A 26,137-nucleotide genomic window follows, 5' to 3' on the forward strand; every position below is an offset into this window, starting at 1 on the left:
ACAAAAGCGTCAGATGGGGGGGAGGGTATCGAGCCAGGTGGTGAGGCAGCGATCGATGAGCGCGCAACAATGCTCAAAGGCCTCGCGACTTTGGCCCACAGGATCGGGGATGCCCCCATCGGTCTGGCGCTCGGGATCAAAGTTCCAGAGTTCGACCAGGCGTGCCTGGAGCTCCGGAGCCAGACCGAGCACGTGACGACTATGGCGCGGAGACATCACGATCACATGGTCGGCCATGCGCATCAGCGGCACCGAGATTCCCTGGGAGCGGTGATCATCGAGCGACGCGCCAAAAGGCTCCACGGCCAGTTGTGCAAAGGGCGCTGCCGGACGCCCCTGAAGGCCCAGCGTGCCGGCGGAGATGACCACCGCCTGCTGCCCCAACTTCGCGCGTAGCAGGGCTGCGGCCATCGGGGATCGGCAGATATTACCGGTACAAATGCAGATGATGCGTCGGGTGGGCATGGGGCCTCGCGATGATGCAGCGCGGCTGCTCAAAAAAGGTGCTGATACTCGGGGGGGAGATCCCAATCGACCTGGGCGCGCGTGAGCAAGCCGCTTAAGTCGGCGCCGCTCAAGGTATGCCAGTAGAGCACGCGTTTGTCAGCCAGGCTCTCGGCGTCGGCTGCGATCGCGGCGAAGGTTTTGGCCGTGTAGGTCGGCTCGAGCGCAAACTCGGTGTGGAGAGCCACCCGCTCTATCATCGTACGCCCCTCGGGGGTGGTCTTGCCATAGCCCGCCCCGAAGAAGTCGTGGAGGAGGGTGAGGTCGCCGGCTCCAATGCGGGGCACGTCTGGCACCCCGGCCTCGCGGAGAAGATCCCCCGCGCGGTTGGCCATATGACAGGCCAGCGGGACGTTGCAGACGACCTTATCGACCACTCGTACGCCCACAATCTTTGTGGGAAGGCCGGCCATTTTGGCTCCCAGGGCCAGCCCGCTTAAGGTGCCACAGGTACCCGCGGCCACGTAGAGCACATCGGGCGTCGGACATTCCCCGCGCTCGATCTGGGCGGCGAGTTCCAGGGCGGCATTGACGTAGCCGATCACGCCCAGCGGGGAGGAGCCCCCGCCCGGGATGAAGTAAGGGTTTTTGTCGCGAGAGAGCCACTCTCGGATGTGGGTCTTGGCCATGGCAAAGGGTAACCCGTTTTTGGACTCAATCAGGGTGAGTACGGGCGCGGTGGTGCTCAGCGCCTGGAGCACCTCACGTACATGGGGGGTCACTGGCTGGGGGAAGTGCAGGGCGTGAGGCTCCAGGCCTACCTGTCGCGCGTAGAGCGCGGTCGCCAGTACATGGTGGCTTCCGACGGCGCCCACCGTCCAGACACGGCGATGGCCGGCAGCCAGCGCGTCGGCCAGGATGAACTCGAGCTTTCGAACCTTGTTGCCGCCGTAGAGTTTGCCCGTGAGGTCGTCGCGCTTGACCATGAGGTCGCGCACGCCGAGTTCTGCGGCCAGCGCCGGGTAGGTATCCACCGGCGTGGGGCTCTCGCAAAGGCTCACGTGGTTTAGCGCGCGGGTTTGAGGGTAGCGCTCAAAGATTTCGAGTTCGCTCATGGACCTTCCGCTATGAAATGCGTCGCGCGGTGTTATCTTTGCCCCCCATCGTGGAAGAGCACGCGCTGCTCGCGATGTTATGAAGACGACCCAACTGTCCGAGAAACTTTAGCTGCGGAGCATACGATGAGCATCCCTCGCAACGATTACGACGCCACCGAAGAAAGGATTCGCGTTTACCCCACCTTTGACACCCCGCGCACCCTGGTGCCCAAGGACGAGATCAAGGCCTGGTCCAACGTGGTCCAGACCGGCAAAGACGAGCAGGGGCGCCCGGTCAAAGCTGTGCGCTTTGTGTTCGAGAACGAGGAGAGCGCCCTCTACAATCAGCAGGCCCTCTCGTTTGCCAGGCTGGAAACCTATGTCGACGATGGTGCTGGCGAGCGCCCGGCCGGCAATGACGAGCCACAGTTCTCGGTGCGCGAAGACTTCGGCATCGACAAGTAACGCGCCTGTCGGGGTAAGCCTTCCAATTACAAAAAGCGCATGGCCAGAAATCCCAGGGCGATGAGCACGAGGACAATCCCCAGGGCGATCTGAGAGCGTCGATTAAGTGCGAACGCGCTGGCGTCGGATTGCTCGGACGTCGGCGATGACGCGGCCACTGGCGTGGGCGTTGCATAGGTAGCATGCCCGGGCTGCCTTGCTGCAGCTCCTCGCGCGTTCTCGTAAGGCGGGGCAGCATCGGACGCTTCGGAGTTGTAGTGGGCCTGGGCGCCGGAGCGCCCCGGAGAGCGGTGATGAGGGTTGGTTTCGGGCTCCAACTCTCCCGGGCCATCATCGCCCCAGGCGTCCTGGTATGTCGCCACGGGCCCGGAGCCAGAGGCCGAGGGGGCACGCATGTCACGGGCCGGCCTGCGGGGGGAGTCGCGCACCTCGTCTGGTGAAATGACCCCGTGTGCTCCCGAGAGGCGAGCCTCGTCAAAGAGTTCGGTTTTTTCGTGAGCAAAATCCGCCGGTACCGTCTTCACGTACGTCGCATCATCGGCTCCCGCGCTCTCTGCAGGGACCTGAGCATAGGCGCCGCTGAGGCGTACCTCGTCCGGGACCTCCTGCATCGGCGCGGTATGCTCTTCGATCTCCTGAGGCTCAATGCGCGGCGGGGCTTTGCGGGTGGTCTGGGCGCGCGGATCTCGCCGCCGACTCCCCGGACTCCGCGAGGGGGAAAGCGCTTCGAGTGCCGGGTCTTTCTCGTCAAAGAACTCGCGAATCAGTGTGCCACTCTCCAGCCCGGTGTAGCGGGGCGCGATTCCGGCCAGGACCGACGTGAGAGCCTGCCCGAAGGCATGGGCGTCCTGAAACCGATGCTCGCGCTTGTGGGAGAGCGCCTTCTTGAGCACTGCCAAAAGCTCGTCGGGCAGGTCACTTCGCCATTCCCCAAGGGGACGAATCTCGGCCTGCCGGGCGCGTTTAAGCATCGTAATCGGATCGTCGCTTTGCCCGTAAACCGAGCGTCCGCTGAGCATTTCATAAAGGCAGATGGCCACCGAAAAGAGGTCGGAGCGATGATCTAGGGGCTCGTCCCAGGCCTGCTCCGGACTCATGTAGCCGAACTTACCTTTGATAACGCCGGCCCGCGTATGCTCGCGGAGTCGTGAATCAAACTTGGCGATGCCAAAGTCGATGATCTTCACCTCGCCGAGCACGCTCAGCAGGATGTTTTGCGGGCTGATATCACGGTGGACCAGCTGCAGTGGCCGACCGTCGGCGCCGGCCCGCGTATGGGCAAAATGAAGCCCCTTGCAGACTTCGCGCGCGATGTAGAGGGCGGCCTCCACCGGGAGCGCGCGGCCCCGGCGAGCCGATTCGGCCAGGATGGCATGAAGGTCTCGTCCGTTGACGTACTCCATGACCAAGAAGAAGTTCCCATCTTCGGCCCCCACATCATAGAGGCTGGAGATGTTATTGTGACGCAAGGAGGCGATGAGCTTGGCCTCTTCGAGCAACATGCGCGTAAAGCTCTGATCGCGGGCGAGGTTGCGGTGAAGCAGTTTCACCACACAGGGCTGCACCAATCCGCCGGAGCGCATCGCATCCGCCAGATAGACCTCGGCCATCCCACCGACGCCGATTCGTTCGATGAGGCGATAGGGTCCAAGAGATCGCACCGTGGGGGTCCTTTCGCGTAGAGAAGCAGTGGCGGGCAGAATGCGCACCGGGTAAGAGCGGCGGCGATTGTATCTCATCGACACACGAAGACAACCGCGTCGTTGACCCTGCCTTGACACCCTTTTGCGCCGGCTCCTAAGATTCGCGGGCGTTCTTTAAGGAAATAAAGTTGGCGCCTGGTGGGTGGTTCTTAGGCTTGACCGCCGGGCGATTCTTGCGCCGCGGGCGCGCGTACCGTGTCGCTTACACGAGCTTTCGGCACTGAAGATCCGGGAGGATGGTGTTTATGGTCACCAACGACAAAATTGAGACCTTTATCATTGAGCACGGCCTGCCTTTTGAGCAGGTCCAGGACGGGCTGTGGTTGATTCATGATGAGGTCGATCACATCGACAACATCGTCGTCTATCACACCCCTCCGGTGCTGACTTTTCGGGTAAAGCTGATGGAGGCTCCCGAGAAGGCGACCCGCGACGTGCTCTTTAAAAGGCTGTTGGAGCTCAACGCCACGTCCATGGTTGCCGGTGCCTACGGTCTGGAAGATGATGCCGTGGTCATTGTTGATACGCTGCAGAGCGAGAACCTCGACCATAACGAATTTCAGGCGACCATTGATGCGTTGGCCATTGCAGTGCGGGAACACTACGAGGAGCTTCGTGCCATCGTGGGCGAATCCAGACCCGCTGCTGAAGCGTCCTCACAGGTCTGAGTAAGGCGCTCGCTGCTCGCACCACTGCAATCCCCGGCATACGTCCATCGCTGGAGCCCGAACGCCATCCCCCCACCGGCGCGTCGGGCACATAGGAGAGAATACATGGGACTCTTTAATCGGATCGGCACGCTCCTCAAAGCCAACATCAACGACCTGATCAGCCGCGCCGAGGATCCGGAGAAGATCCTCAATCAGCTTATCCTCGATATGAAGGAGCAGTTGATTCAGGCCAAGAAGCAGGTCGCGGTTACCATCGCCGATGAAAAGCGGCTCAAGAAGCAGCTCGATAATGAGCTGAGTAAGGCGCGCGACTGGGAGAAGAAGGCGATGATGGCGGTGCGTGCCGGGCGCGACGATTTGGCCCGGGAAGCCCTTTCACGCAAAAAAGAGCATGACGACCTCAGCTCCGAGTTCCAAAAGCAATGGGAAGCTCAGAAAGCCGCGGCTGATAAACTTCGCGATTCGCTGCGTCAGCTCAACGCCAAGATCGAAGAGGCCAGCCGCAAGAAGAATCTGCTCATTGCCCGCAAGAAGCGCGCCGAAGCGCAGAAGACCATTCAGGAGACGATGTCCGGCCTGAGCGACACCTCGGCCTTCGACGCCTTCGACCGGATGAGCGGCAAGATCGAGCAGATGGAAGCCGAAGCCGAGGCCTCCGCCGAACTCGCCGAAGGCTTCAGCGGCGATGACCTGGCCGCGAAGTTTGACGCGCTGGAGGAAGATCATGGCGCCGACGAAGCGCTGATGGCCCTCAAGGCGAAGATGGGCATGGGGCAGGAGAAGAAAGAGACCCAGTTCGACTTTGAGGAAGAGGAGGTCGAAGAAAAGGAAACGGTCTCCGCCAAGCGTGGTTCCTGGGATAGCGACGAGTTCTGATTAATCATCGTTTCGTGTCGCCCCCTGTACGGCCGAGCGCACCTTGAGAGGCGCGCTCGGCCGCTGATCGTTTTAAGGCCCCTAAAGGCCTGATCGTGGAGTTCGATGATGGCAGAATCATGGCCCGCTCCGGTCGGTGGCGTGCTCTGCGCGGGGTACGGCTCGCGCCTGGCACCGCTGACCGACGTGTTGCCCAAACCGCTGATGCCTTTTCTGAACACGCCGCTGGTGGCGTACGCTCTCAACCATCTGGTCGGAGCAGGTGTGGAACGCGTCGGCATGAACCTTCACCATCTTCCCGATGCTGTGCCGCCGGTGGCTGACCGGCTCTGCGCGAACTTCGGTCTTCGACCGACCTACATTCGTGAGTGGGAGATTCTGGGGACCGCCGGCGGTGTGCGTGGTATCTGGCAGGGGCTCGGAGAGCCAGAGGCGACGCTGATTGTGCTCAACGGCGACAGCGTCATGAACATCGACCTTCGTGCCCATCTCCAGGCCCACCGTGAGAGTGGGGCGCTGGCCTCCATGGTTGTCCGCCCCAGGGCCGAGGATCAGCCGGGACGGGTATGGCTCAACCAGGATGGCGAGCTTCGCGGTCTGCGTGATGCTCGCCATCCGCAGGCGAGCTCCGAGACGTTGGCCGAGTATGACTTCACCGGGGTGCACTTCCTGGAGCCGGAGCTCTTGAGGCAGATTCCCCTGGAGCTGGGCTGTATGGTGGGCGATGTCTACATCCCCCTGCTGGAAAAAGGCGAGCGCATCAACGCGCTGGTCAACGAAGGCTTCTGGGCCGCCCTCGATACGCCTCGCCTCTTTTTTGAGACGACGCGACGTGTGCTTCATGAGCCCGGGCTCTTTGAACAGGCGCCACTACCGCAGGCACTGGGGCAATCGCTCTACATCTACAACGAAGCCACCATCGACGATAAAGCGCGGCTGGCTGGACCAATTCTCGCCGGCCTGCACGCGATGGTCGGAGCGGGCGCGCAGGTAGGCCCGGACGTGGTGCTAGATGGCGTGGAGCTTCGGGGGGGCGCCCGGGTGCGCGAGGCCATCCTCTACGGGATGGGCCAGCTGGAAGGCGATTGGGAACGCTGCATGGCGGTCGCCGGCAAAGTCGTGAGTTTTGAGCTCGACGATTGAGCGGCGGCGTCAGGCGAGGAGCCCAACATCGGGGCGCTCGACGTGCAGGCTGGAGCGTCCGTTACCTTCCGGGCTAACCCGCACGCGGTACTCCACGCTTTCCTTGAGCCCCTCAACATGGCTGATGAGCCCGATCTGGCGGTTGCTACGAGCCTGCAGGGAGTTGAGCACGCCGATAACCGTCTGTAGCGACTCCTGATCGAGGGTGCCGAACCCCTCATCGAGCATTAGTGTCTCTAGCGGCATGTGCACCTGCCGCATGTCCGCCAGCGCCATCGCCAGGGAGAGCGAGATGAGGAAGGACTCCCCGCCAGAGAGGGTCGTTACCGGACGCACGCTGTTGGCGCGGTTACGGTCAAGAATCTCAAAATCGAGCTGAGGCAACCCCTCCTGATCACGGCGGATCTTCAGGGCATAACGGGGCGCCAACTCCTGAAGATGGTGGTTGGCGAAGACCGCAATGTTCTGGAGGTGGAAGCTCAACGCGTGGCGCTCAAAACTCTCTCCGCCGCGCGTGCCGATGAGGGTGTGGATGGTTTTCCAGACGCCGTGTTCGCGCTGAAGAGCTTCCAGTCGTTCGCGCCCACGCGCCATCTTCTGCTGACGAGCCCGATCATCTTCGAGCTGTTGCTGTAGCTTGCCGAGTGCTTGCGCACACGCGTGAAGCTGAAGCTCAAGGCGCTCGACCTGCTCCTGAACCTCACCATGAGGCCGGGGCTCGTCCGGGCGACGTTGGAGATGGGTCTGACGCTCGCTGCGGATCTTGTCGAGCAGCTCATTGGCCGTTGTGTACTCCTGACGAAGTTGTGTGGACAGTCGGTCGAGCTCCTCGCGAGTGGTCTCGTCGAGAACGCCCGTGCGCAGCTCATCGAGCGAGGCAACCGCAAGCTCGGTCACCAGTGCTTCAAGTTCGCGCTGGAGTCTGGCGCGTTGGTCGAGGGTAGCTTGAAGTTCGGCGCGTTCGGCGCGCAGGTGCTCCTGCAGTTTTTCAGACGTGGCCCGGGCGTCGGTTTCGGCCTGGCGGGCATCCTCCAGGCGGGCCCGGGTCTCGCTGAGCCGGGTCTTGAGTCGGGCCTCGATGGCATCGACCGGCTGCCCCTCGAAGAGTTGGGCGCGCGTGGCGACAATGTCCTTGAGCGTCTGGCGCTGTCCCTCGAGTTCGCGCGTAAGACCGTCGAGGGATTCCTGTCGGGTGTGGAGTTGCGCCTGCAGCGCGGCGTCTTCGGTATCAAGTTCACCACGCTTCTTTTCCAGAACGTCGCGCTCGCGCGAGAGGCTGTTGCGAAGTTCGCGCTCCCGGCTCAGGAGGTTGAGGTGGTCGCTCAGCGCGCTGACCTGGTCCGTCAGCGGGGCCTCGGGCCCTACATCCGCTGGTCGTTCGAGCTCCCGGAGCCGTTCCGACAGGGTGAGCGTTTGAGCGTGAGTCGTCTCGTTGCCCGAATTTACGCGCTCCTGTAGCGCATCAAGCTCGCGTCGCAGGCGCTCCATGTCGGCTTTTTCCTTTTCGAGCCTGGGCGTCAGTTTGACGAGCGCTTCGCGGGCGCCCTGGAGACGCTCACGGGAGGCCTGATGCTCGGCAACCGCGCTCTCCAGCGCGTCGAGTTCCTGGCGGCGCCGGTCGCTGTGCTCGGCGGCGGCTTCGGCGCGTTGTTGAAACGTCAGAGAGGCGGCCTCCCAGTCGTTACGAAGCTCCAGGGGGGCGTCAAGCTCAGGCTCCACCCGTTGGCGTAGCGCTTCGAAGCCCTCGTTCAGGCGTCGAGTGGTCTGAGTCAGCGTGGCGCTGGCATTGTCGTGAACCGCGCTGGCGTGGCTGTGTTCGGCGCCGGTCTTCGTGACCTCTGCGCGGATGCCTTCAAGCTCCCGGGTGAGAGTCTCGACGAGCTCGCGCGCGTCATCTTGTTCCGAGCGAAGCTCCTCCTGCCCGAGTTCCGAGCCGGCATAGGGATGCTCGCTGCTGCCGCAGACCGGGCAGGGCTTGTCGTTTTCCAGAAGTTCGCGTGCCTCAATCAGGCCGAAACGACGCTCGGCACGGTCTTTCTGTTTCAGTGCCAGATCGTAGGCGCGTTTCTTTTGCTCTTCCGCCTGCCGGGCCGCCTTGGCCAGTTGAGATTTTAGTTCAAGTGTTGCTTTTGCCTTTTCCGCCACTTCAACGGCCTGCGCGCGTTCCCCGCTTAAGGAATGAAGCGTGTCGGCATCTCGAGAGGCTTGTCCAAAGAGCGCATTCAGGCGGTCCAGGCGCTGAATCTCCGCGGTCCAGGCGCGCCGCGCTTCGTTTGCATCGGAAGCGCCATCCAGGAGTTTCGTCAGCGCGTCGGCGTGGGCTTCGTGCTGAAGAGTTAACACCTCAAGTAAACTCTCGGAGTTCTTAATCTCAAGGTTTAGCTCTCTGGCGGCGTGAGAGGCGTTGTCGAGCTCTTCGAGGCGAGCGTCGATCTGCTGTGTGTCGAGCTGCAGCTGGTGAAAGCGCTCTTTGAGAGCTTCGATGTGTTGGCCCATGATGGGCACTTCTTCGTGAAGTGATTCGGACCATGGGGACTCGGGCACCCGCTGGAGGAGCGCCTGGTGCTGGCGCTCCAGCGAGGTGCGCTGCTGCTCCGCACGTTCTCGGCGCGTCCGCAGCTCATTAAGAGTCTGGTTGAGTTCCCGATGTTTTTGGTCGGAGGCTTCCAGCGCGCGCAGACACTCGCTCTTGCGAGTATCAAGCGCACGGGCCTCGTTCAGCGGAAGGGCCGCGTCGGTCAGTTCCTTTTCGGCGCTGGCCCACCCGGCACGGTGTTTCTGAAAGGCTTCAGCAGCCCGACGCGCGCGTTCTTGAGCGGCGGGGAGCTTTTCGTCGAGCGAAACCACCCGCGCCTGGCGGGTCGCCAACTCTCGGGTGACTCGATCGTGATCGCGCAGAGGCTCGCGGGCAGGGCTTAAGTTGCGGTCGAGCTCCAGCGCGGCAATCGACTCAGAGTGCTCCTCCAGGGCTTTCTGTGCGCGAGTGAGGCGCTCTGCGCCGGCGGTCTCGTCGCGCTGGAGTTCGTCATGGCGTCGATGCCAGTCCAGGGCAGCGCGGGCGGCGTCATGTGCTGCGCGGGCTTGCTGATGGGCCTCGTGGGCCGACGCAAGCTCGGCGCTGAGCGCCTCGCGGGCCTCGTCGCTGAGAAGTTCGCCGGCGTTGAGTTCGATCGTCAGATCGTGAACTGCCTGGCGAGTCTCGCTGTATCTCTCCGCACAGGCCTGGCCGATGCTCTTGAACTCGCTGACGTCGGTGAGTTGTTTGATGAGCTTTGTTTTTACGGCCTCATCACCGTGGAGGAACTCGGCAAACTTGCCCTGGGGCAAGATCACCGTGCGCAGGAAGTCGTCGAGTTCCATGCCATTGAGCACCTGCTCGAAGGCCGGGCCGAAATACTTGGCGCGGTTATCGTCGGTCAGCACCTCGCCATCTGGTGCATGCGCGTCGGGGAGCTGCTCGAGCTTTCGCACCGCCTGCTGAATGGCTCCCTCGGGCTTTCCGTAGGCTCGCCGCAGAGACCAGGTGGCGCGGTAGTAGTCTCGTCGTCCCTGATCGTTTCGGCGGCTGAAGGTCAGCTCTGCAAAACACTCGCCAGTGCCGGAGCTCATCACCTGGTGGCTTTTACGGTCGTCATTGCCCTTGCTCTCGTCGAGACGTGGGGTGGCACCGAAGAGCGCCAGGCAGATCGCGTCGAGCAGCGTGGTCTTCCCTGAACCGGTGGGGCCGTGGATGAGAAAGACCGGCACGCCGCTTAAATCAGGGTCGAAGTCCAGCTGGTGAAGTCCGTAAAAGGAGTTCAGATTTTGAATCTTCAAGCGGTGAAGCCGCATGTATTACCTTCAAATATCTTCAAGTGATGGTTGAGCGTTTTCCATTGGGAGTTCAAGCGGAGCGTCGTCGCGGGGGAGCAAGCTGGCGAACGCCTGTTGAATTTCCGGCGGGGGGGCCTGGCCCTGGTTCTGGGAGCGATAGAGGCGCGTAAAGAGCCGGTCTGGAGTCAGCGTGTCGAGGTCGATGGTTCGAGCTTCGCCGAACTCACTGACTTCAGAGTCGCCAGTGAGCACTTCGCGAAAGGCAATGATGCGTGGCCGCTCTTCCGGAGTGAATTGCTCGTTGATGCGCTCGCGTAGGCGGTCCAGCGTGCCCGGGCGAGTGATTTCGACGCGTGATTCGATCGACAGATAGGGGGGGAGGGGGGACTCCCAGGTGCGGGTTCCGACGAGCCTCTCTAGCTCCTCGGGCGTGTCCTGGAGTTCGAGCAGTGCCCGGAACTCGGGAACCCGGCGCGGTGTCACCACGACCTCCTCGCCGATGTCGACCAGCAGGACCTGCCGGGGAGTGCGGGCTTCACCAAAGCGGATCGGCACCGGGGTGCCGCTGTACCAGACGCGGCCACGTTCGACGGCAAAGCTGCGGTGAATGTGCCCCAGGGCCACGTAGGCATAGTCCTCGCAAAAGATCGAAGGGGGTAGGGCGCCCAGCGCGCCGACCTGGTGGAGGTCGGTTTTGAAGTCATCATCCCGCAGTTTCTGGGCAGCGGGCAGGCAGGTAAGGTGGGCGACCCCGACCAGGGGCACCTGGCCATAGCTGGCAAGGGCGCGCCTGGCGAGCTCGGTGTAGAAGTCTTCGAACGCCTGAAAGAAGGTGCGGGTGTGTTCGGAATCCACGCCCTCGCCAGCGATGCGCCCCACGCCCAGGCGAGATTCGTGGATGTAGGGCGTGGCCACAATCACCGCTTCGGTATGGCCCTTGGTGTCGGTGATCGGGATCAACGCTCGATCCCAGCCCGCGGGATCGGAGGAGAGACCCCCGACGACTTGCACCGCGATGGACTGAAGGACCGGCGCCGGGGCATCGAGCTGGCTTGCGGAGTCGTGGTTTCCGCCGACGACGACAATCTTGCGAAGCGCCGGGAGTCCGCTGCAGCGCTGTAAGAAGCGATAATAGAGCCCCTGAGCGCGGGCAGGAGCCTGGCCGGTGTCAAACACGTCGCCGGCGATGATCAGGCACTCCACGCGATCTTCCTGAAGTGTGAGAAAGAGCCACTCTAAAAAGCGCGACTGCTCGTCTTCCAGGGAGGCTTGCTCCAGTGTCGCCCCCAGATGCAAGTCCGAGGTGTGTAAGATACGCATCAGTCCACTCGATTCTAAAGTCATTGCTCGATATGCTCAGGGGAGCGTATCGACAGGTCTGCATAGCTACAAGCTCTTCTACCGCCCCGTACAGGGGTGATTTCGATCGTAAAAGAGTCTATTTTGCCCTCGTGATGCCTGAGTCTGGTTTGGGGAATGAGGAGGATGAGTGAATCGACACACGAAGCGCATGCGATGCACGTCATGGATCGGGTTAACGCTGGCTCTGGGGCTGGCGAGCTGTGCAGAATCGGTGGTCACGGCGGAGTTTCCCGACGCCGGGCTTGACTCCGGCGTCGATGCCTCGGAAGACGTCGATCCCGAGGACAGCGGTAGGGAGGATGGCGGCGATTCAGACACCGACGGAGGGGGAGGCGATGGCGGGACGGACGGCGGCGACGGTGGGCCGGACGAAGGTACGCCCGATGAGGAGGCCTGTCTTTCGGAGAACGTAATTCCCAATCCTGGCCGCCAGGGAAGCGAGGCGTGTCGCCCGAGTCAGGGCTGGGGCACCCGGGCGTATTTTGTGGCCTCCTACGGTGACGATACCAACGAGGGCACGTTGCAGCACCCACTGGCGACGATTGGCCGGGCGCTGGAGGTGGCCTCCGGCGACCCGGAGCGTGACCTGATTTTGGTGGAGGTTGGGACTTACGAGGAGGTGGTTGAGCTGCGTGAGGGCGTCCACATCATCGGTGGATATGCTTTTGGGTGGTTGCATGACCCCTCCGGGCGAGTGGTGGTCAGCGGAGGACGCCCCACCATGGTGGGCGAAGGCATTGAGGCCACCACCCGATTGGTGAACCTGGATATCGTGGGCGAAGACGCACTCCCCGGAGAGACCACCGTGGCCATGGTGCTGCGGGATAGTCAGGGGGTGGTGCTGGAGAATGCTCGCGTGCAGGGGGGACGCGGAGGTCAGGGGGCGGCCGGGGCTCCCGGGAGCGCGGGAGGAAACGGAAGCGCGGGTGCGCGCGGGGGGAATGCGCCGGACCGTCGAAACGGCGTCGGCATCTGCACCAATCAGGACAACCCGCCTTCTCCGGGAGCCGGGGGGAGTGCAACCTGTGGCGGCGTGGCCCGGGGCGGCCAGGGGGGACATGCGGGATTTCGCGATGAAGACGGCGACGTGGGGGGGGGTAGCGCTGGTGTCAACGGAGCAGGAGGTGCCAGCGGTGGCGCGGGAGGCCGACGCGGCATTGACAGCATTAGCTCGGGAGACGGCGGCCAGGGAGCCGCGGGAACGGACGGCGCTCCAGGAGATTCGGGTACTGGGGGTGACGCCGGGGGCAGCTTTGCGAACCTTCAGTGGACAGGAAGTCGTGGGGAGGATGGAGGTGTAGGTGCGACGGGAGGCGGCGGCGGAGGCGGCGGCGGAGGAGGAGGGTATGAAGACACCGGGTGGCTTGCATGCGACAGCTGGGGAGGCGCCGGCGGCGGCGGGGGCGGAGGCGGGTGTCCCGGTACCGGGGGGCAGGGCGGCGAGTACGGTGGGGCGTCGATAGCGCTGGTGCTGGAAAACAGTGTGTTTACGGGACGCAGTGCGCAGGTCCTGGGGGGTGAAGGGGGACGCGGTGGAGACGGCGGTGTGGGCGGCGATGGCGGCGATGGTGGCGGCGGGGGAGCCGGCGGCAACCACGAATCGGGCAACAACAGTGGATTCGGAGGCAAAGGTGGCGATGGCGGCGATGGCGGCCAGGGAGGTACCGGCGGCGGGGGAGCCGGCGGACCTTCGTTTGCGATCTACGCCACGGCGCCGCTGACCGAGGCCGATCTCGGAGATGTCACCCTGACGCCCGGACCAGGCGGTGAGGGAGGTGGTCCGGGAAGCGGAGTGCTGAAGGGAGCCACCGGCCGAAGCGCGGCCATTGAGGTTGGCCCCTGAGTTCATGGAGGCGGCACCACCAAAAGAAGCGGCTCTCCCTTGAAGGGAGAGCCGCTTCTTTATTCGTCAGAATGTGATCCTAGCCTCGTAACGGACGTCACCTACTCCTGAAACTTACGCTTGAGGTCGGCCAGATCGTCGTGATCGCTGCGAGGAGAGCGTTCCTCGCGTGGAGAGGGGGCTTTGGAACGCGGCTTACGCGCTTCGAGGCGACTGAAGATCGAGTCGAGTTCGGCGCGGCGAGGATCGCCACCGATGTCGCTGAGTTCGCGCATGGCTTCAATTTCGGCTTCCATGCTGTCGATCTTGCTCGACATTCGGTCAAACTCGCGCATCGACCGCGTGGTATCAAAGGTCTCGTCGTCGACCTCGGGGGAGCCGCCCGCGGGGGCCTGGGGGCTTTCTTCCGGTGCCTGCCCGCGCTCGCGCGCTTCCATGCGTCGGCGTAACTCTGCGTCCCAGTCGGACTCATTGCGCGGGGTGCTGCGGCCGGCATTCTGGCGGCTTGAGGCAGCCTGCATCTTGCCCCGGGTACCCTCGAGTTTGTGTTCCAGCGCTTCGAGTGCGCGAGCAATGTCTTGCATGTAGGCGCGGTGGTCGTCGAGTTGATCCCGCAGACGTCGGGCCTGGGTCATAGCCTGGTTCTTAACGACGAGTGCTTCCCGCGCCAAATCTTCATCGCCGTTGCGCAGCGCGAGCATCGCCCGGTCTTCCCACTGGTCGACCTTTTCCCGTTCGGCGCGGATCTGCTCAATGAGCTGCTTCTCGCCACGGCGCAGCTCGGCCTGTTGGCGGCGAGCATCGCGCAGGCTGGACTCCACATCCTGGAAGCCCCGGCGCGTACCGCCGCGTTCGCCACGCGAACTCTCATTGAGGTTGGAGCGAATCAACAGGTTGAGGCGATCAAGGATGCTCATAATCTCTCCCTTCGCGGGGTCATTCGCCAAAGAGGCTCAGGTTCTTGTCTTCTGGACGCGGCGTGCGGGGTTCGGCGGCACGGGCCGAAGATGGCTCTGCGACAGGCCTGGCTTCGGGCTCCGGGGACGTGTTCGTTGCCAGACCCGGGCCTTCGGTGTCCTGGAGCATGACGCGGCCCTCTTGTCCCCAACGGCCGCCAGCGGGTGCAGGTTGTACGAACATAAAACCTTCCAGCGCGCGGCGGTAATCCGACCAACCGCCGCTGGCCGACGCTCCGGAAACCAGGGGTTCGCAGGCATTCCAGCACATGTTCATGCGGCTGTCGATCATGTCCAAAAAGTGCAGGAGCATTGCCTCAGCGGTGCGCGGCGTCACCGGGGAGCCGTATTCCATGCGTCCGTGATGACTTAAGACCAGATGCTTGAGGTGGGTGACCAGGTCCGGATCGAGTTCCGGGGTGAGAGCGGCGGCCACCTGTCCGACGATCTCGGCGCCGCGGGCAATATGGCCCACCATGCGCCCTTCGGTCGTGTAGTCGAAGCTGCGCCGGTAAGAGAGTTCTTCGACCTTGCCCATGTCATGGAGCACCACTCCGGCAATCACCAGATCGGAGTCCACCAGCCCGGGATAATAGGCCTGGTAGTGCCGAGCCATCTGAAGCCCCAGCCGGGCCATGGACAGGGTGTGCTCCAGGAGCCCGCCGAGGAAGTTGTGGTGGTTGGTGACGGCGGCCGGCGCCTGCTTGTAGCGTCGAGCGAAGTCGGGATCGTCCAGCAGGGCGTTGAGAAAGCGCAGGACCTCCGGGCTCTGAATCTGATGGGTGAGCAGGGAGCGCAGCTGCTCAAAGAGCCCGTCGGCCGACCAGCGCGAATGCGGCATGTAGTCCGCCAGATCCACCGAGGCATCGTCGATGCGCTCCATGTCGGTGATCGTGATCTGGAGCTTGTCGCGGTAGCTGCTCACTCGCCCACGGATGGCCACAAAGTCGTCGATGTCGGCGCGTTTATCGAGCATCAGCGCGTTGTCCCACGCCCGCACCTCAATGGTGCCGCTGCGATCCTGCAGCGTCATGCTCAGGTAAGGATCTCCGGAGCGGGTCTCGCGGATGCTTTTTGCAGCGAGCAAAAAGGTCGACTCCACCACAGCATTGTCTTCTAGATCGGCGATATAGACTTTTGAACGGGCCATCCAGGATCTCCAGGCACCAGGTCATTCGGGTGGAGGCCACGCACCCTCGCGCATCGAGCCTCCAGAGCATTTGGACCACGGCATAGCACAGGGCAGGGGGCACCAAAAGCCAGGAGCCCGAGGTGGAGCGGCCCTCTCCGGGGAGCGCGGGCCAAGCGAACCTGGCCCGCGCCGGGGAAATGTTGATTCCCGGCAGAGCCGTGGCAAAATGCGCGGGCAAACCCTCATTTCGCGCGTTCGGCAGGCCGCCGCAACGCCCGAAATGAAGCCCCAGGACGAATTGTGAGTCAGGATGACGCCCAAAACCAGTCCCCACGCCGGGACACCGCTCCGGTCCATGATGAGGCGCAACCGGCGGCATCGTCGCCGATGACCTTGCCCTCGGATAAGCCCCGGGAGCTGGCCGCCGATGAGGCACGTCAGATCGTCAAGATCTGCAAGGCCTGCATGGTCTCGCAGAACGGAGGCGGTGGCTACTGCGTTAAATGCGGCGCGCCGCTGGTGCCAATTCGGGCGGTGAAAGATAGCTGCATCGGCGATCTTGTCGGCGGAAAATTCAAGATCATTGAACCGATCGGCTCCGGGGGAATGGGTGATGTGTACCTGGGCGTCAATGAAAAGCTCGGGCAGCGCGTCGCGGTGAAGTTTCTCAATCAGAAGTTCACCTCGGATGAGCGTATCGTGCTGCGCTTTCTCAACGAGGCGCGCTCCTATTGTAAAGTGAATCACCCAAACGCCGTAACCTTGCTGGAGTATGGGCAGCACGAGAACGGCGCGCTCTACCTGATCACCGAGTTCATTGAGGGGAAGAGCCTCACCGACGTGCTCCGCGCTCGCGGCCCCCTGGATCTTGCCAACGTCGTCTCGATCGGGGTTCAGGTCTGTGAGGTGCTCCGGGCGGCGCACGCCCAGGGGGTGATTCACCGCGACTTAAAGCCCGACAACCTGATGTTGATGGATGCGCGCAAGGGCCGCTTCATCGTCAAGGTGCTTGACTTCGGAATCGCCAAGATCGCCGACGATGACGATGCGCCGATGACCGAGACCGGGTCGATCTTTGGGACGCCCGAGTTTATGTCGCCGGAGCAGGCCCGGGGGGATGTGGCCGACCCCCGCTCCGATATTTACGCACTGGGCGTGATCCTTTTCTTTATGGCGACCGGAAAGCTGCCTTTTAAGGGCAAAAATAAGTTCGCCATTCTCAATAAGCAGCTCAATGATCCACCGCCCTTACCCGGGGAAGTTCGGCCGGGTCTGGAGGTCGACGCCAACCTGGAAGCGGTGATTCTGCGCTGCCTGGCGAAGGCCCCTGAGGATCGGCCCGCCAACGCCGACCAACTCGCTGAATTACTCGAGAAGGTCGAAGCGGGAGTGCGGGTGGAAGCGCCGGCCGGAGCCCGGGAGGCGGCACATGCCCAGGCCCTCAAAGAACGGGCTCAGCGCGTCGGTGCCGGGCTCAGCGAATTCAGCGAGGGCAGTGAGCCGGATGTCCCGGCACTGGCCGATCCGGGCTTCGAAAGCGGACCCTTGGCAGCGGTGGGCATGTCCCTGGACTCCGGCCCCATGGAGGGGTTTGAAGCTGTGATGCCGTCGGAGCCTGAGTTCTCCGCCGACCAACCCTTTGAGTTTGGTGGGACCGATGCCCCCTGGGAGCAACGAGGGCGGCGCGCTCGCAAACGCTCGGGAGCACTTGTCGCAGCGTTGAGCACGGTGACCGTTGTCGGGTTGGCGATGGGGTGGAGCGTCTGGCGCGCTACGCCGCAAGATGCCGCTGACGCCCAGAGCGCTTCCATCTCTGATGGCGAGGATGGCACGCAGTGGACGGACCTCGAAGCAGCCGTCGGGCATCTGATTGAAGCCGGACAACTCGAGGAGGCAAGCCAGGCGCTGGAGGGCTCGGGGCAAGATGATCCGCGAAAGGCTGCGCTGCGCGCCCGCATTCACCGGGTGGCAAATCTCGACCTTCAACTGGCCTCGGCGCTGCAGGCCGTGCGCTGCGAGCAGGCCCGCGCGCTCTATGAAGAACTCGTGGTGCAGTCGCCCGGCACCGCCACCGGGCGTTTAGACGCAGTCGAACGCTGCGCCCCACCACGCCCGAGCGTAGCGCCTGGCCCGGCGCCCCCCACCACGCCCGCCCCGAAGCCGAGTACTCCCGCCGTGCCCTTGAACGAGGAGCCTGAAACGCCTGAAACACCGGGTGCGGCTGAAACATCTGAAACACCTGAAACGCCGAGTGGCCCTGAAACACCTGAAACGCCGGCAACGACGCCGCAGCCGGAATCTCCCGAAGGCGAAGCTCATTCGCCGGGGGCGTCGGAGCCTTCCGAGGAAGAGGCTCCGACGAACTCGCCGCCTGCACCGCGCCCCGACGTTGACCTTTCATCCGAGAGTTCCGAGTCTCCGCATGTGGCGGAAACTCCGGGCGAGCCAGCGTCTTCGCCGGCCCGAGAGGGGGGCGAAGCGGCGCCCGAGGATGCGCCCGAGTCTGACGCTGACGCCGATGTTCCTGGCGACGAGACGCTGCCTCCCGAGGACGGGATGGCGCTGCCTCCACGCCAGCTTTGATGCAGCCGCGAGGAGTCGCCAGCGATCGCTCCGGTTGCGCCTTCGGGGGCAATTTGCTAATTCCTGCTTTTCGTTTATCTGGTCCAGGAATGCGTCTGTTTTCCGATACCTGCGCCGTGCGGCGCGAGCAAAGAGACGCTTAAGCCCGGAGTTTCCGGGAGGTAAAAGACCGTGCTCTGTCATCAGTGTGGAAGCCCCGTCGAAGGAGACGTGACTCAATGCCCGAACTGCGGGGTGAGTTTGCGTCGTAATCGTCGTAAACCCCTGTCTTCGGGCGAGGGTCTGCGGCGCATGACCATGGAACTTAAGGCCCTTGATCTCAAGGGGCTGTATTTCCCTCCGGGAGAGCTTATTGCGGAGCGTTTTAAACTCTCGGAACGCATCGGTGAGGGCACCTTCGGTCAGGTCTATCGGGCCGAAGATACACTCATCGAGAGCGAGGTGGCGATCAAGCTCTTCGCCCGGGAGGTACTGCGCACTCCGCTTGATGAAGAGCGCTTTTTAAAGGCCACGCGCGCGGCGCGAACCCTGACCCAGCGCAATGTGGTGCGCCTGCACGACAGCGGTGTGCATAAGGGGCATCCCTGGGTTTCGATGCAGCACCTGGAGGGGCTGAACCTTCAGAAGGTGCTCAAGATGCGTCAGGAGCGCGGGCAACGTTTTGAGCTCGAAGAGTTGGAGCCGATTGTCGCGCAGATCACGCTTGCGTTGCAGCATGTCGGCCGAGATTACCCCCATGGCAATCTCAAGCCCGAGAACATTCTCTTTTTGCCCGACCTTCTCAAGATCACCGATACCTATGTGCTGGCTGCGCTGGCGCCGGAGGTTGTCGCCGAGCGGGCGCACCAGAGCCCCTTTATGGCTCCCGAGCTTCGCTCCGCTGCCGGCGCGCCAGATGCGCGGGCGGATGTCTACAGCGTGGGCGCGCTGCTTAAAGAGATGGTTTTCGGCCCGGATCATGCGCCGGGAAGCTATCGGGGCGACTCGCAGCTCGAAGCCGTCGACGCCCTGATCCAACGCGCCATGGCCACGGTGCCGGACGAGCGCTACCCCTCTGTTGAAGCGCTCGGCGAAGATTTTGCCACGGTGGTGGATACGGGGCAGCGGCTGGTGAGCGATGGCAACGGTGCGGCACCAACGCCGATGCCGCCTGCGCCTCCGATGGCCCCCGCGGCACCGTCCGCAGAGCTGCTGGAGGAGGAGACTCCTCTCGATATTGGTGAGCCCCCCGAAGACGACATCGCAACCGTTGAAGTCAAGCGCAGCGGTCAGAAGCCAGAACTCATCGACATGCTGCCGACCAACGAGGTCGACCGGGCCACGCACGCCGCGCCTCCCGTGACATCGACGTCTTCGGGGACGGCGTCCAGCGGCGCTACCGGGCCCAGCGCACCTCCGCCCCCAAGCCAGGTGCCCGCCCGCAAAGAGCGCTCACCAGGGGTAGCCGGAAAGGTTGCGGCAACTCCGGCGTCTGCGGCGCGTGGAGCAGCTCAGAAGAAGACCGGTGGGAAGGTGCCGGTGGCAGCGTTGGTGGCCCTGATATTTATCGCGCTCATCGTAGCATTGGTGGCCATGCAGCGCGATGATAAGCCCGCGGCGAATCAGGCATCGATCAGCGCCGCAGAAGCCGTAAGTCCCGGGGAGCCTAAGCCCGAAGAACTTGCTAATGCATCGTCAGTGACGCCGGACTCCGGTGCGAGCGATGAGGTTGCTGAGGCGGCGCAGGCGCGACGTGAGGCGATGGCCAGCCTGGTCGCCAGCGCCGGTCCGCAACTTTATAAAGCGGTTGACGATGCCTCCCAGGCCGCGGCGACCCGCGGAGAGGAGCTTGCTGAAGAAACCCGACAGGCTGAACTCGTCGCCGCCCAGCAACAAGCCGAGACCTCAGCGCCACAGCCAGAGCAGGGCGGATCCTCGTCGACAAGCCCGACCGGGCGCGCCTCCGAGCGCACCGCAAGTGGAGCCGCCTCCCGCCCCACCGAGGAAGCCGCGCGGCCGGTGGCTCGCGGGACCAACTGCCCCTCGGGAATGGTCCTGGTGCGCGCCAACGCAGGAAACTTCTGTGTGGACGCGTACGAATACCCCGGGCGTGGCCGCACTCCCAAGACGCGCGTCACCTGGTTTGAGGCTCGCCGGCTCTGTGCACAGGACACGAAGCGACTGTGTACGATCAGTGAGTGGCGCTCGACCTGTGGAGGCTCCGCCTATCCCTATGGCAACAGCTTCGACGCCGATCGTTGCAACACCGCCGACGAAGACGGCTTTGAGCGAAACGTCTCGGCTGCCGGCAGTTTTGCCCAGTGCCGAAGCCGTTCGGGCGCCTTTGATATGACCGGCAATGTTCATGAGTGGGTCGAAGAGCAACGCGTCGCCGGAGGGGGCTTCGACAGCAGCGAAGATGTGGCGTCGTGTCGCTACTCCTCACCGAAAGCGCCGGGCTCGGGAGCCTCAAACATCGGCTTCCGTTGCTGCGCCAACCCCTCCTGAGCGCGACGGCGCCGAAAAGAGAGGCGTAGGGGCAGCCGGAAAATAATCGCCCAGAAAAAACAAAGAGCGCGCCCACTGCGGGCGCGCTCTTTGTGCTCTGAGATATCAGACAGGGCAGACCTTAGAGGATGATCGGCGGGCAGATCGACACTGTGTCGACTGCGCGAATCACCGGCACGTGGAGTTGGACGTCGTCACGGGCCGCGGAGAGTTGTGCCCGAACCTCCAGGTAGCGTGCTTGATGCAGGTTCAAGGGCTCCAGAAGGGCGAGGAGATCGATCGGCGAGCCCAGGGCAGGGGAGCTACCAAGGTCAATCCACGCTTGCTCCCCGAGTAGCGAGCTGCTGTCGGCCACACGGACCTGCCAGAGGATCGAGCTGCCCGACGGGGCATCGGCGTCAAAGCGCAGGTAGCGCCACTCGTGGAAGTAGGCGTCTCGCGACGAACACCCGGTGAAGACTCGGCGCCATACGCCACTCTGGTTGGTCGCAAAGCGGAGCTGCGATCCGGTCATGTCTGAATAGGTGTACGGACTGACCAGCCCGGTCAGCGTCTCACTGACGGCACCATCATGAAGGCCAGGGCCAGGTTCAACGACGAAGGCATTATTATGCTGGCGGTTGATGCCCCAGACCTTGCCTTCGAGGTCAACAGCCACTCCTTTGACGCTCTGCCCGGCGGTCCCGGCAATGATGGTGTTATCGTTGGGGTTATCGGCGTCCATGCGAGCAATCCCTTGCCCGAGGGACGCGCCATAGATATAGCCCTGCTCATCGGCGCTGATGCCGTGGACGAAGGGTAGGCCCTCGACAGCAAACCAGCGTTGCCCCTGGGGTTGGGCAGGATCGTAGCGCATGACGTTCCCTCCCAGCCAGACGCGCTGCTTGAAGTCGACCGTAATGCCGTAACCGCTCTTAGGGGCGTTGATGCGTTGTTTGACGCAGTCATCGCCATCATTACCGCAGGCATCCTGGTTGCAGCTGGTCTCATCAAGGCACTGCAGGGTGTCGATGCGTCCCAGGAGGTTGCCCAGGTTCGCAATCCAGAGGTTGCCCTCCTGATCCAGGGCAAACCCGTAGGGAGGCACAGGCGACCTGGTCCGTAGCAGAACATCACCGGTTTCACCGTCGAGCTTCCAGATGGTGCTATCCCAGCCACCGACCCAGACCACGGCGCGATCGCCTTCTTGTTGCGCTGCCAGCGCCCGGATAATACCACCGTCTGGAAGAGAGCGATGCCAGATCACGCACTCGTCCTGGCCCCAGTCCTTGATATCACCGGCTCCGGTAGAGGTCTCAATGCTGCCGTTAGCGTTCTTATCCACGCACTCGCTGCCGGAGGCGATCTTGGTGACCCCGCGCCCGGCCCGGTTCCCCACGTACACGTCGCCGAAGGAGTCCACCGAGGTGCGGGAGGGATCCAGGGCGTTGGGTGGACCGGTGCGGTAGCGGGCAATCTCCTGAACGGTGGAGCTATCGACCTTGGAGATGGTGCCTTCGCCGGTATTGGCGATCCAGATGAACTTCCGCTCCGAGCGCGATGCATCCAGCGTGACGTGTCCGTCTTCGTTAAGCTCCGCGCTGTCGAGTTCGTCCTGATTAAAGGGGGCCTCGCCGCCGGGAGCGGCGGCCTGCCAATCACAGCCGATGTCAGAGCTGCAGGGAGAGGTCCCCGGTGCACCACCGATCCCCGGGAAGTAGCGCTCCTCGTCGGTGAGCTCCTCGTCGGGAGTCTCGTCGGGTTGACAGTCGTCTCCCTGACAGGGGGTCTCATCAGGGGTCTCGTCTCCCGGGGGGGGCGAAGGCGTGCTGGTGACCGGTGGCGTGTCGCAGGCCCAGAGGCCCAGGGCCAGAGCCAGGCTTAGCCAGCGGAGTTTCTTGGATGGTGGGCGCATGTTCTCCTCGTGAGTAATGTCATTCCGCATGAATTTAGCCTGTGTAGTGTACCAGCGCTGTGGCGGGGGTTCCACCGCTGGACACGAGTTAGGGTCGCCGGTGGCGGTCGTAACGTGCTATGCGTGGGTGAGACGATTAGCCAAAATGAATGAGGCGTTTGCGCGATGTTCTCTGACGTTCTGGTCGATGCTCAAGTCGCCGAGGCGATTCGAAAGCTCGACATTCCCTTTAACCGTTACGGGCTCGATCCTTACGGGATCTCCCGCGAGCATCTGGAAGTCTTCTTCTCGCTGCTCGCGCCCTTCTATCGCACCTATTTTAGGGTGCGTTGCTTCGGGCAGGAGAACATCCCGCCGCGGGGGCGGGTCATGGTGGTGGGAAATCACTCCGGGGGGCTTCCGGTAGACGGGGCGATGGTTGCGACCTCGCTCCTCCTGGCCATGGAGCAGCCTCGGCTGGCTCAGGGGATGGTCGAGAAGTTTGCCAACCGGTGGCCCTTTGTCTCGCACTGGTTCAGCCGGGTGGGGCAGTTTACCGGGCTGCCCGAACATGCGGAGCGCCTGCTGGAGGATGAACGCTGCGTGTTGGTGTTTCCCGAAGGAGCCCGCGGCACCGGCAAGCTCTACCGCGATCGCTACAAACTTGTGCGTTTCGGCACGGGGTTTGTGCGCCTGGCCATGAAGACCCGTACGCCGATCGTGCCCTTTGCGTTCATTGGTGGCGAGGAAGCCATTCCGACGGTGATGCATCTCAAGGGGCTGGCCAACCTCATCGGGGCACCCTACATCCCGATGACCCGTTACGGCCTACCGCTGCCCCTGCCGGTATCGTGTCAGATTTTTTACGGAGAGCCGCTGGTCTTTGAAGGGACCGGGACCGAGACCGATGACGAGATTCTCTCGCATGTGCATCGGGTTCAGGATGCAGTCGAGGAACTCATCGGCCGGGGAAGAGCCTGGCGTCGCCAGGCTGTGGAGCGCGGCGAGTTGGAGGGGAATGCGTCATGAAGGTGTTGATCACCGGTATCTCTAGCGCGCTGGGCCGACTCTTGAGTGCGGAGCTCCTGAAGCAGGGGCATCAGGTGTTGGGCATTGACCGTCGCCCCTGGCCCCGGGCTCCGGAGGGGGTACAGCTCTTTCGTCACGATGTTCGCAAACGACCGGCCGAAGAAGTGTTCCGGGCGGAGCGCCCCGAGGTGGTCATCCACCTGGCCACGGTCACGCACGTTTCCGCCAGCCCCCAGGAGCGCTACCGCATCAACCTGGGGGGGACACGGGTGGTCTTCGAGCATTGCGACACCTACGGGGTTCAACAGGCGATCTTTGTCGGTCGGCACACTTTTTACGGAGCCGACGCCGAATCTGCGCTCTACCACACTGAGGAAGAGCCACCGATGGCGGTGAGCACCTTTCCGGAGCTGGCCGACCTGGTCGCCGCCGATCTTTTCGCTGGATCCGCCCTGTGGCGTTTCCCCCAGATGGATACCGCCGTGTTGCGCCTGTGTTACGTGCTGGGAGATAGCGGCCAGGGCACATTGGCGTCCTACCTGAGGGGGCCCCGGGTGCCCACGGTTCTGGGGTTTGATCCCCTCTACCAATTCATCCATGAGCGCGATGCCGCCCATGCCATTGCGCTCGCCATGAAGGCCCGACTTCGGGGCGTGTTTAATGTGGCCGGGCCCCAGCCGGTGCCGCTATCGCTCTTGATTCGTGCCACGGGGCGCAAGAATCTCTCGCTTCCCGAACCGCTCTTTGCGAGGTCGCTGGGACACTTCGGGCTGCCGAAACTTCCGGCCGGCGCCATTCATCACGTCAAGTATCCGGTGGTGGTGGACGGCTCGATGTTTGCCAACGCCACCGGTTTCTCCCCCCGTTTCGACGAGGTCCAGACGATGGACTCCTTCAGGTGGGCGGAGTTTTAAGCCTTCCGGGGTCACTCATCGCGTGGCGATGAACGCTTGTGGGGAATGAACTCCGCTTCGATGAACTCCGCCTGGTTGCGGGCATGACGCTGGCGAGCCAGCGCATCGTGTGCGGCCTCGCTGATGTCCACATCGGGGTGTTCGCTCAGGCTCTGCAGGCGTTTGATAGCCTCCTCGCTCCGGCTGCGTTCCAGCAAGGGGATTTGCAGGCTTAAGGTATCAAGGGAATCATTCTCCGCGACGCCGTCCAGGCCCTCCAACGCCTCGGGGGCCACCTTCAGAAGTACGCGGGCGGCCCGACGCGCAATCTTCGCTTCGGCGTTTTGTCCCAGGCGAATCAATCCGACGAGTTGATCCTCGGGCCAGGGCTCCGGGGCCCCGGTGCTGAGCGCGTCCAAGAGCTCCAGCGAGGCAATCACCGTTGGTGCGCCTCCGAGCCCCTGATTCAGCGCAACGATGGCGAGCCCGCGCATGGCAAGGTGCTCCTGGGCGTCGGGGCGAAGAGCTTCGGGGAGCCTGCGCGCCGCCGCCCTCAAGGTCCAGGCCAGTCCCAGCGCGGCGCGTTCATCCTCCTCCTGGCTTCCGCCGGCGGGCCAGCGTCCAGCCAGCATATCTGCCGCCCGCACCAGTTTGCCGAACGCCGAGGGTGTCAGTGGGCCGGGCACCGCGGCCAGCGCCCGGGCGGCCGCCAACGAGAGAAGGGCATCGGACTCCAGAAGCATGCCGAGCAACGCGCGCTCAACGGCCGCGTCGTCGAGTTGGAGCCCTTCGGCCAGGGCTGCGGCGGCCTCGCGCACCAGGGAATCGGGGTGGGGGAGGGCGCTCCGGAGCGCCGCACGCTCTGCAGGGCTGGCAGGTGGCGTCGCGATACTTGCCAGCGCCCGCAGGGTCAGTGTCAGACGCGTGGCATCCGCACTTAAGAGGTAATCGCCCAGCACCGCACGAGCTTGCGGACAGGGCGAACCGATAAGAATTTGGAGCGCTTCATCGATCGGGCCATGCCCCTTCGACAAAATCGCCAGCGCGATGTCTCTGCGATCGTCTCGGCGCCGCCACTCTCGCACCAGCAAACGTCGGCGGGGGCCGGCTGCGCGGAGAAGCGACGCGGCAAAAGAGTCGGGTGTCGCAGGGGCTTCGCCGCGGACCGAGAGTCCGTCCAGAGCGGCCAGGACCCGCGGAAGCACCTCAGGGGCCAGCGCCTCCAGGTGTGCCCGGGCGGACTCGATCTTCAACGCCGAGCGCCCGTCGCCGGTCGTCATCAAGATGGCGAGCGCTGCACGGACGATGTCGGGATCGCGGTCCGATAAAAGATCTTCGGCAAACGCCCGCGCGCGCCCTCGAAGGCCGCTGTCATACTCGGCCTGGTCGTCGACCAGACGCTCCAACATCGCCATGGCCAGCGTGCGCCCGCTCTGTTCCTCAATACGCGTCGCCGCATCGAAGATGTAGCGCATCAGCGGCAGCGCGTGTTTTGGGGTCAAACGTCCGTTGAGCCAGCGCAATAAGGCGCGGTGTACCCGCGGATTGAGCAATCCGAGAGAGGCCAGTGCGGCTTCCACCGCTTCATCCCCATGCGTGCTAAGGTGAGCAAGAAGCTCGTTCTGGTGGATCGCGTCGGGATGATCCAGTCGCGCGATGGTGCGAGCAATGTCGGCGCGGGGGTCTGCCATGGCGTCATCTCCTGCTTCAAGCGGGGGGCGTTCGCGAAGGAATTTCCCAGTATTTATGCGGGGCTGAGGTGGTCTT

Annotated in this window: 18 protein-coding genes; 9 read left to right on the top strand and 9 right to left on the bottom strand. The window is 63.5% G+C overall.

The features are described from left to right. Positions 1-9: 9 nt before the first annotated feature. Positions 10-465 (bottom strand): arsenate-mycothiol transferase ArsC, encoded by a 456-nt coding sequence (locus DL240_RS05555; protein WP_111728884.1) that lies wholly within the window; start codon positions 463-465, stop codon positions 10-12. 29 nt (positions 466-494) lie between these two features. Further along, on the bottom strand, positions 495-1,559 hold the full coding sequence (locus DL240_RS05560; RefSeq protein ID WP_111728885.1) for a 1-aminocyclopropane-1-carboxylate deaminase/D-cysteine desulfhydrase: 1,065 nt from the start codon (positions 1,557-1,559) through the stop codon (positions 495-497). Positions 1,560-1,685: 126 nt separating this feature from the next. Here DL240_RS05560 and DL240_RS05565 point away from each other — a divergent pair, with 126 nt between their 5' ends. Further along, positions 1,686-2,006 (top strand): hypothetical protein, encoded by a 321-nt coding sequence (locus DL240_RS05565; RefSeq protein WP_111728886.1) that lies wholly within the window; start codon positions 1,686-1,688, stop codon positions 2,004-2,006. 26 nt (positions 2,007-2,032) lie between these two features. Here the strand turns inward: DL240_RS05565 and DL240_RS05570 are convergent, their stop codons facing one another. Then, positions 2,033-3,667, bottom strand: coding sequence for a serine/threonine protein kinase (locus DL240_RS05570; RefSeq protein ID WP_158542371.1), 1,635 nt, complete (start codon positions 3,665-3,667; stop codon positions 2,033-2,035). Positions 3,668-3,954: 287 nt separating this feature from the next. Here DL240_RS05570 and DL240_RS05575 point away from each other — a divergent pair, with 287 nt between their 5' ends. The 3 genes from DL240_RS05575 to DL240_RS05585 all read left to right on the top strand — a co-directional run bounded on the left by DL240_RS05575 (position 3,955) and on the right by DL240_RS05585 (position 6,399). After that, the gene (locus tag DL240_RS05575) at positions 3,955-4,377 is read left to right on the top strand and encodes a type III secretion system chaperone family protein (RefSeq protein WP_158542372.1); all 423 of its coding nucleotides are present in this window, start codon (positions 3,955-3,957) and stop codon (positions 4,375-4,377) included. A gap of 105 nt (positions 4,378-4,482) precedes the next feature. After that, positions 4,483-5,256: a PspA/IM30 family protein gene (locus tag DL240_RS05580; protein WP_111728889.1), complete on the top strand. Its 774-nt coding sequence runs from the start codon at positions 4,483-4,485 to the stop codon at positions 5,254-5,256. A gap of 108 nt (positions 5,257-5,364) precedes the next feature. Then, positions 5,365-6,399 (top strand): nucleotidyltransferase family protein, encoded by a 1,035-nt coding sequence (locus tag DL240_RS05585; protein WP_158542373.1) that lies wholly within the window; start codon positions 5,365-5,367, stop codon positions 6,397-6,399. Positions 6,400-6,408: 9 nt separating this feature from the next. On the opposite strand, the gene DL240_RS05590 is transcribed toward DL240_RS05585, so the two are convergent. Both DL240_RS05590 and DL240_RS05595 read right to left on the bottom strand, forming a co-directional pair. Beyond that, positions 6,409-10,230 carry an AAA family ATPase gene (locus DL240_RS05590; RefSeq protein WP_111728891.1) on the bottom strand — a complete coding sequence of 1,274 codons (3,822 nt, stop codon included), beginning with the start codon at positions 10,228-10,230 and terminating at the stop codon, positions 6,409-6,411. 9 nt (positions 10,231-10,239) lie between these two features. Next, on the bottom strand, positions 10,240-11,532 hold the full coding sequence (locus tag DL240_RS05595) for an exonuclease SbcCD subunit D (RefSeq protein WP_158542374.1): 1,293 nt from the start codon (positions 11,530-11,532) through the stop codon (positions 10,240-10,242). A 169-nt stretch (positions 11,533-11,701) separates the two neighbouring features. Here DL240_RS05595 and DL240_RS20660 point away from each other — a divergent pair, with 169 nt between their 5' ends. Beyond that, on the top strand, positions 11,702-13,417 hold the full coding sequence (locus DL240_RS20660; RefSeq protein WP_158542375.1) for a hypothetical protein: 1,716 nt from the start codon (positions 11,702-11,704) through the stop codon (positions 13,415-13,417). 101 nt (positions 13,418-13,518) lie between these two features. Here the strand turns inward: DL240_RS20660 and DL240_RS05615 are convergent, their stop codons facing one another. Both DL240_RS05615 and DL240_RS05620 read right to left on the bottom strand, forming a co-directional pair. Continuing rightward, the gene (locus DL240_RS05615) at positions 13,519-14,334 is read right to left on the bottom strand and encodes a PspA/IM30 family protein (protein ID WP_111728895.1); all 816 of its coding nucleotides are present in this window, start codon (positions 14,332-14,334) and stop codon (positions 13,519-13,521) included. Positions 14,335-14,353: 19 nt separating this feature from the next. After that, a complete protein-coding gene (locus DL240_RS05620; protein ID WP_111728896.1) occupies positions 14,354-15,523 on the bottom strand; it encodes a 3'-5' exoribonuclease YhaM family protein in 1,170 nt (389 codons plus the stop codon). A 282-nt stretch (positions 15,524-15,805) separates the two neighbouring features. Between DL240_RS05620 and DL240_RS05625 the strand changes: the two genes are divergently transcribed. Together DL240_RS05625 and DL240_RS05630 are read left to right on the top strand one after the other, a co-directional pair. Further along, positions 15,806-18,088 (top strand): serine/threonine-protein kinase, encoded by a 2,283-nt coding sequence (locus DL240_RS05625; RefSeq protein WP_146618123.1) that lies wholly within the window; start codon positions 15,806-15,808, stop codon positions 18,086-18,088. 291 nt (positions 18,089-18,379) lie between these two features. After that, on the top strand, positions 18,380-20,575 hold the full coding sequence (locus DL240_RS05630) for a bifunctional serine/threonine-protein kinase/formylglycine-generating enzyme family protein (RefSeq protein ID WP_111728898.1): 2,196 nt from the start codon (positions 18,380-18,382) through the stop codon (positions 20,573-20,575). Positions 20,576-20,696: 121 nt separating this feature from the next. On the opposite strand, the gene DL240_RS05635 is transcribed toward DL240_RS05630, so the two are convergent. Continuing rightward, positions 20,697-22,469: a ligand-binding sensor domain-containing protein gene (locus DL240_RS05635; protein ID WP_111728899.1), complete on the bottom strand. Its 1,773-nt coding sequence runs from the start codon at positions 22,467-22,469 to the stop codon at positions 20,697-20,699. Positions 22,470-22,634: 165 nt separating this feature from the next. Here DL240_RS05635 and DL240_RS05640 point away from each other — a divergent pair, with 165 nt between their 5' ends. Both DL240_RS05640 and DL240_RS05645 read left to right on the top strand, forming a co-directional pair. Continuing rightward, on the top strand, positions 22,635-23,477 hold the full coding sequence (locus DL240_RS05640; protein ID WP_111728900.1) for a lysophospholipid acyltransferase family protein: 843 nt from the start codon (positions 22,635-22,637) through the stop codon (positions 23,475-23,477). Further along, positions 23,474-24,391 carry an NAD-dependent epimerase/dehydratase family protein gene (locus DL240_RS05645; protein ID WP_111728901.1) on the top strand — a complete coding sequence of 306 codons (918 nt, stop codon included), beginning with the start codon at positions 23,474-23,476 and terminating at the stop codon, positions 24,389-24,391. The genes DL240_RS05640 and DL240_RS05645 overlap by 4 nt, the downstream gene beginning before the upstream one ends. Positions 24,392-24,402: 11 nt before the next feature. On the opposite strand, the gene DL240_RS05650 is transcribed toward DL240_RS05645, so the two are convergent. Further along, positions 24,403-26,061: a hypothetical protein gene (locus tag DL240_RS05650; protein WP_111728902.1), complete on the bottom strand. Its 1,659-nt coding sequence runs from the start codon at positions 26,059-26,061 to the stop codon at positions 24,403-24,405. Positions 26,062-26,137 lie beyond the last annotated feature (76 nt).

Source organism: Lujinxingia litoralis (assembly GCF_003260125.1).
GTDB classification, from domain to species: Bacteria; Myxococcota_A; Bradymonadia; order Bradymonadales; family Bradymonadaceae; genus Lujinxingia; species Lujinxingia litoralis.

Excerpts from the sequence above, each read along its gene's own strand:
- DL240_RS05555 (WP_111728884.1), bottom strand. The coding sequence starts at position 465 with ATGCCCACCCGACGCATCATCTGCATTTGTACCGGTAATATCTGCCGA.
- DL240_RS05560 (WP_111728885.1), bottom strand. The coding sequence starts at position 1,559 with ATGAGCGAACTCGAAATCTTTGAGCGCTACCCTCAAACCCGCGCGCTA.
- DL240_RS05565 (WP_111728886.1), top strand. The coding sequence starts at position 1,686 with ATGAGCATCCCTCGCAACGATTACGACGCCACCGAAGAAAGGATTCGC.
- DL240_RS05575 (WP_158542372.1), top strand. The coding sequence starts at position 3,955 with ATGGTCACCAACGACAAAATTGAGACCTTTATCATTGAGCACGGCCTG.
- DL240_RS05580 (WP_111728889.1), top strand. The coding sequence starts at position 4,483 with ATGGGACTCTTTAATCGGATCGGCACGCTCCTCAAAGCCAACATCAAC.
- DL240_RS05585 (WP_158542373.1), top strand. The coding sequence starts at position 5,365 with ATGGCAGAATCATGGCCCGCTCCGGTCGGTGGCGTGCTCTGCGCGGGG.
- DL240_RS05590 (WP_111728891.1), bottom strand. The coding sequence starts at position 10,230 with ATGCGGCTTCACCGCTTGAAGATTCAAAATCTGAACTCCTTTTACGGA.
- DL240_RS05595 (WP_158542374.1), bottom strand. The coding sequence starts at position 11,532 with ATGCGTATCTTACACACCTCGGACTTGCATCTGGGGGCGACACTGGAG.
- DL240_RS05615 (WP_111728895.1), bottom strand. The coding sequence starts at position 14,334 with ATGAGCATCCTTGATCGCCTCAACCTGTTGATTCGCTCCAACCTCAAT.
- DL240_RS05620 (WP_111728896.1), bottom strand. The coding sequence starts at position 15,523 with ATGGCCCGTTCAAAAGTCTATATCGCCGATCTAGAAGACAATGCTGTG.
- DL240_RS05630 (WP_111728898.1), top strand. The coding sequence starts at position 18,380 with ATGACCATGGAACTTAAGGCCCTTGATCTCAAGGGGCTGTATTTCCCT.
- DL240_RS05635 (WP_111728899.1), bottom strand. The coding sequence starts at position 22,469 with ATGCGCCCACCATCCAAGAAACTCCGCTGGCTAAGCCTGGCTCTGGCC.
- DL240_RS05640 (WP_111728900.1), top strand. The coding sequence starts at position 22,635 with ATGTTCTCTGACGTTCTGGTCGATGCTCAAGTCGCCGAGGCGATTCGA.
- DL240_RS05645 (WP_111728901.1), top strand. The coding sequence starts at position 23,474 with ATGAAGGTGTTGATCACCGGTATCTCTAGCGCGCTGGGCCGACTCTTG.
- DL240_RS05650 (WP_111728902.1), bottom strand. The coding sequence starts at position 26,061 with ATGGCAGACCCCCGCGCCGACATTGCTCGCACCATCGCGCGACTGGAT.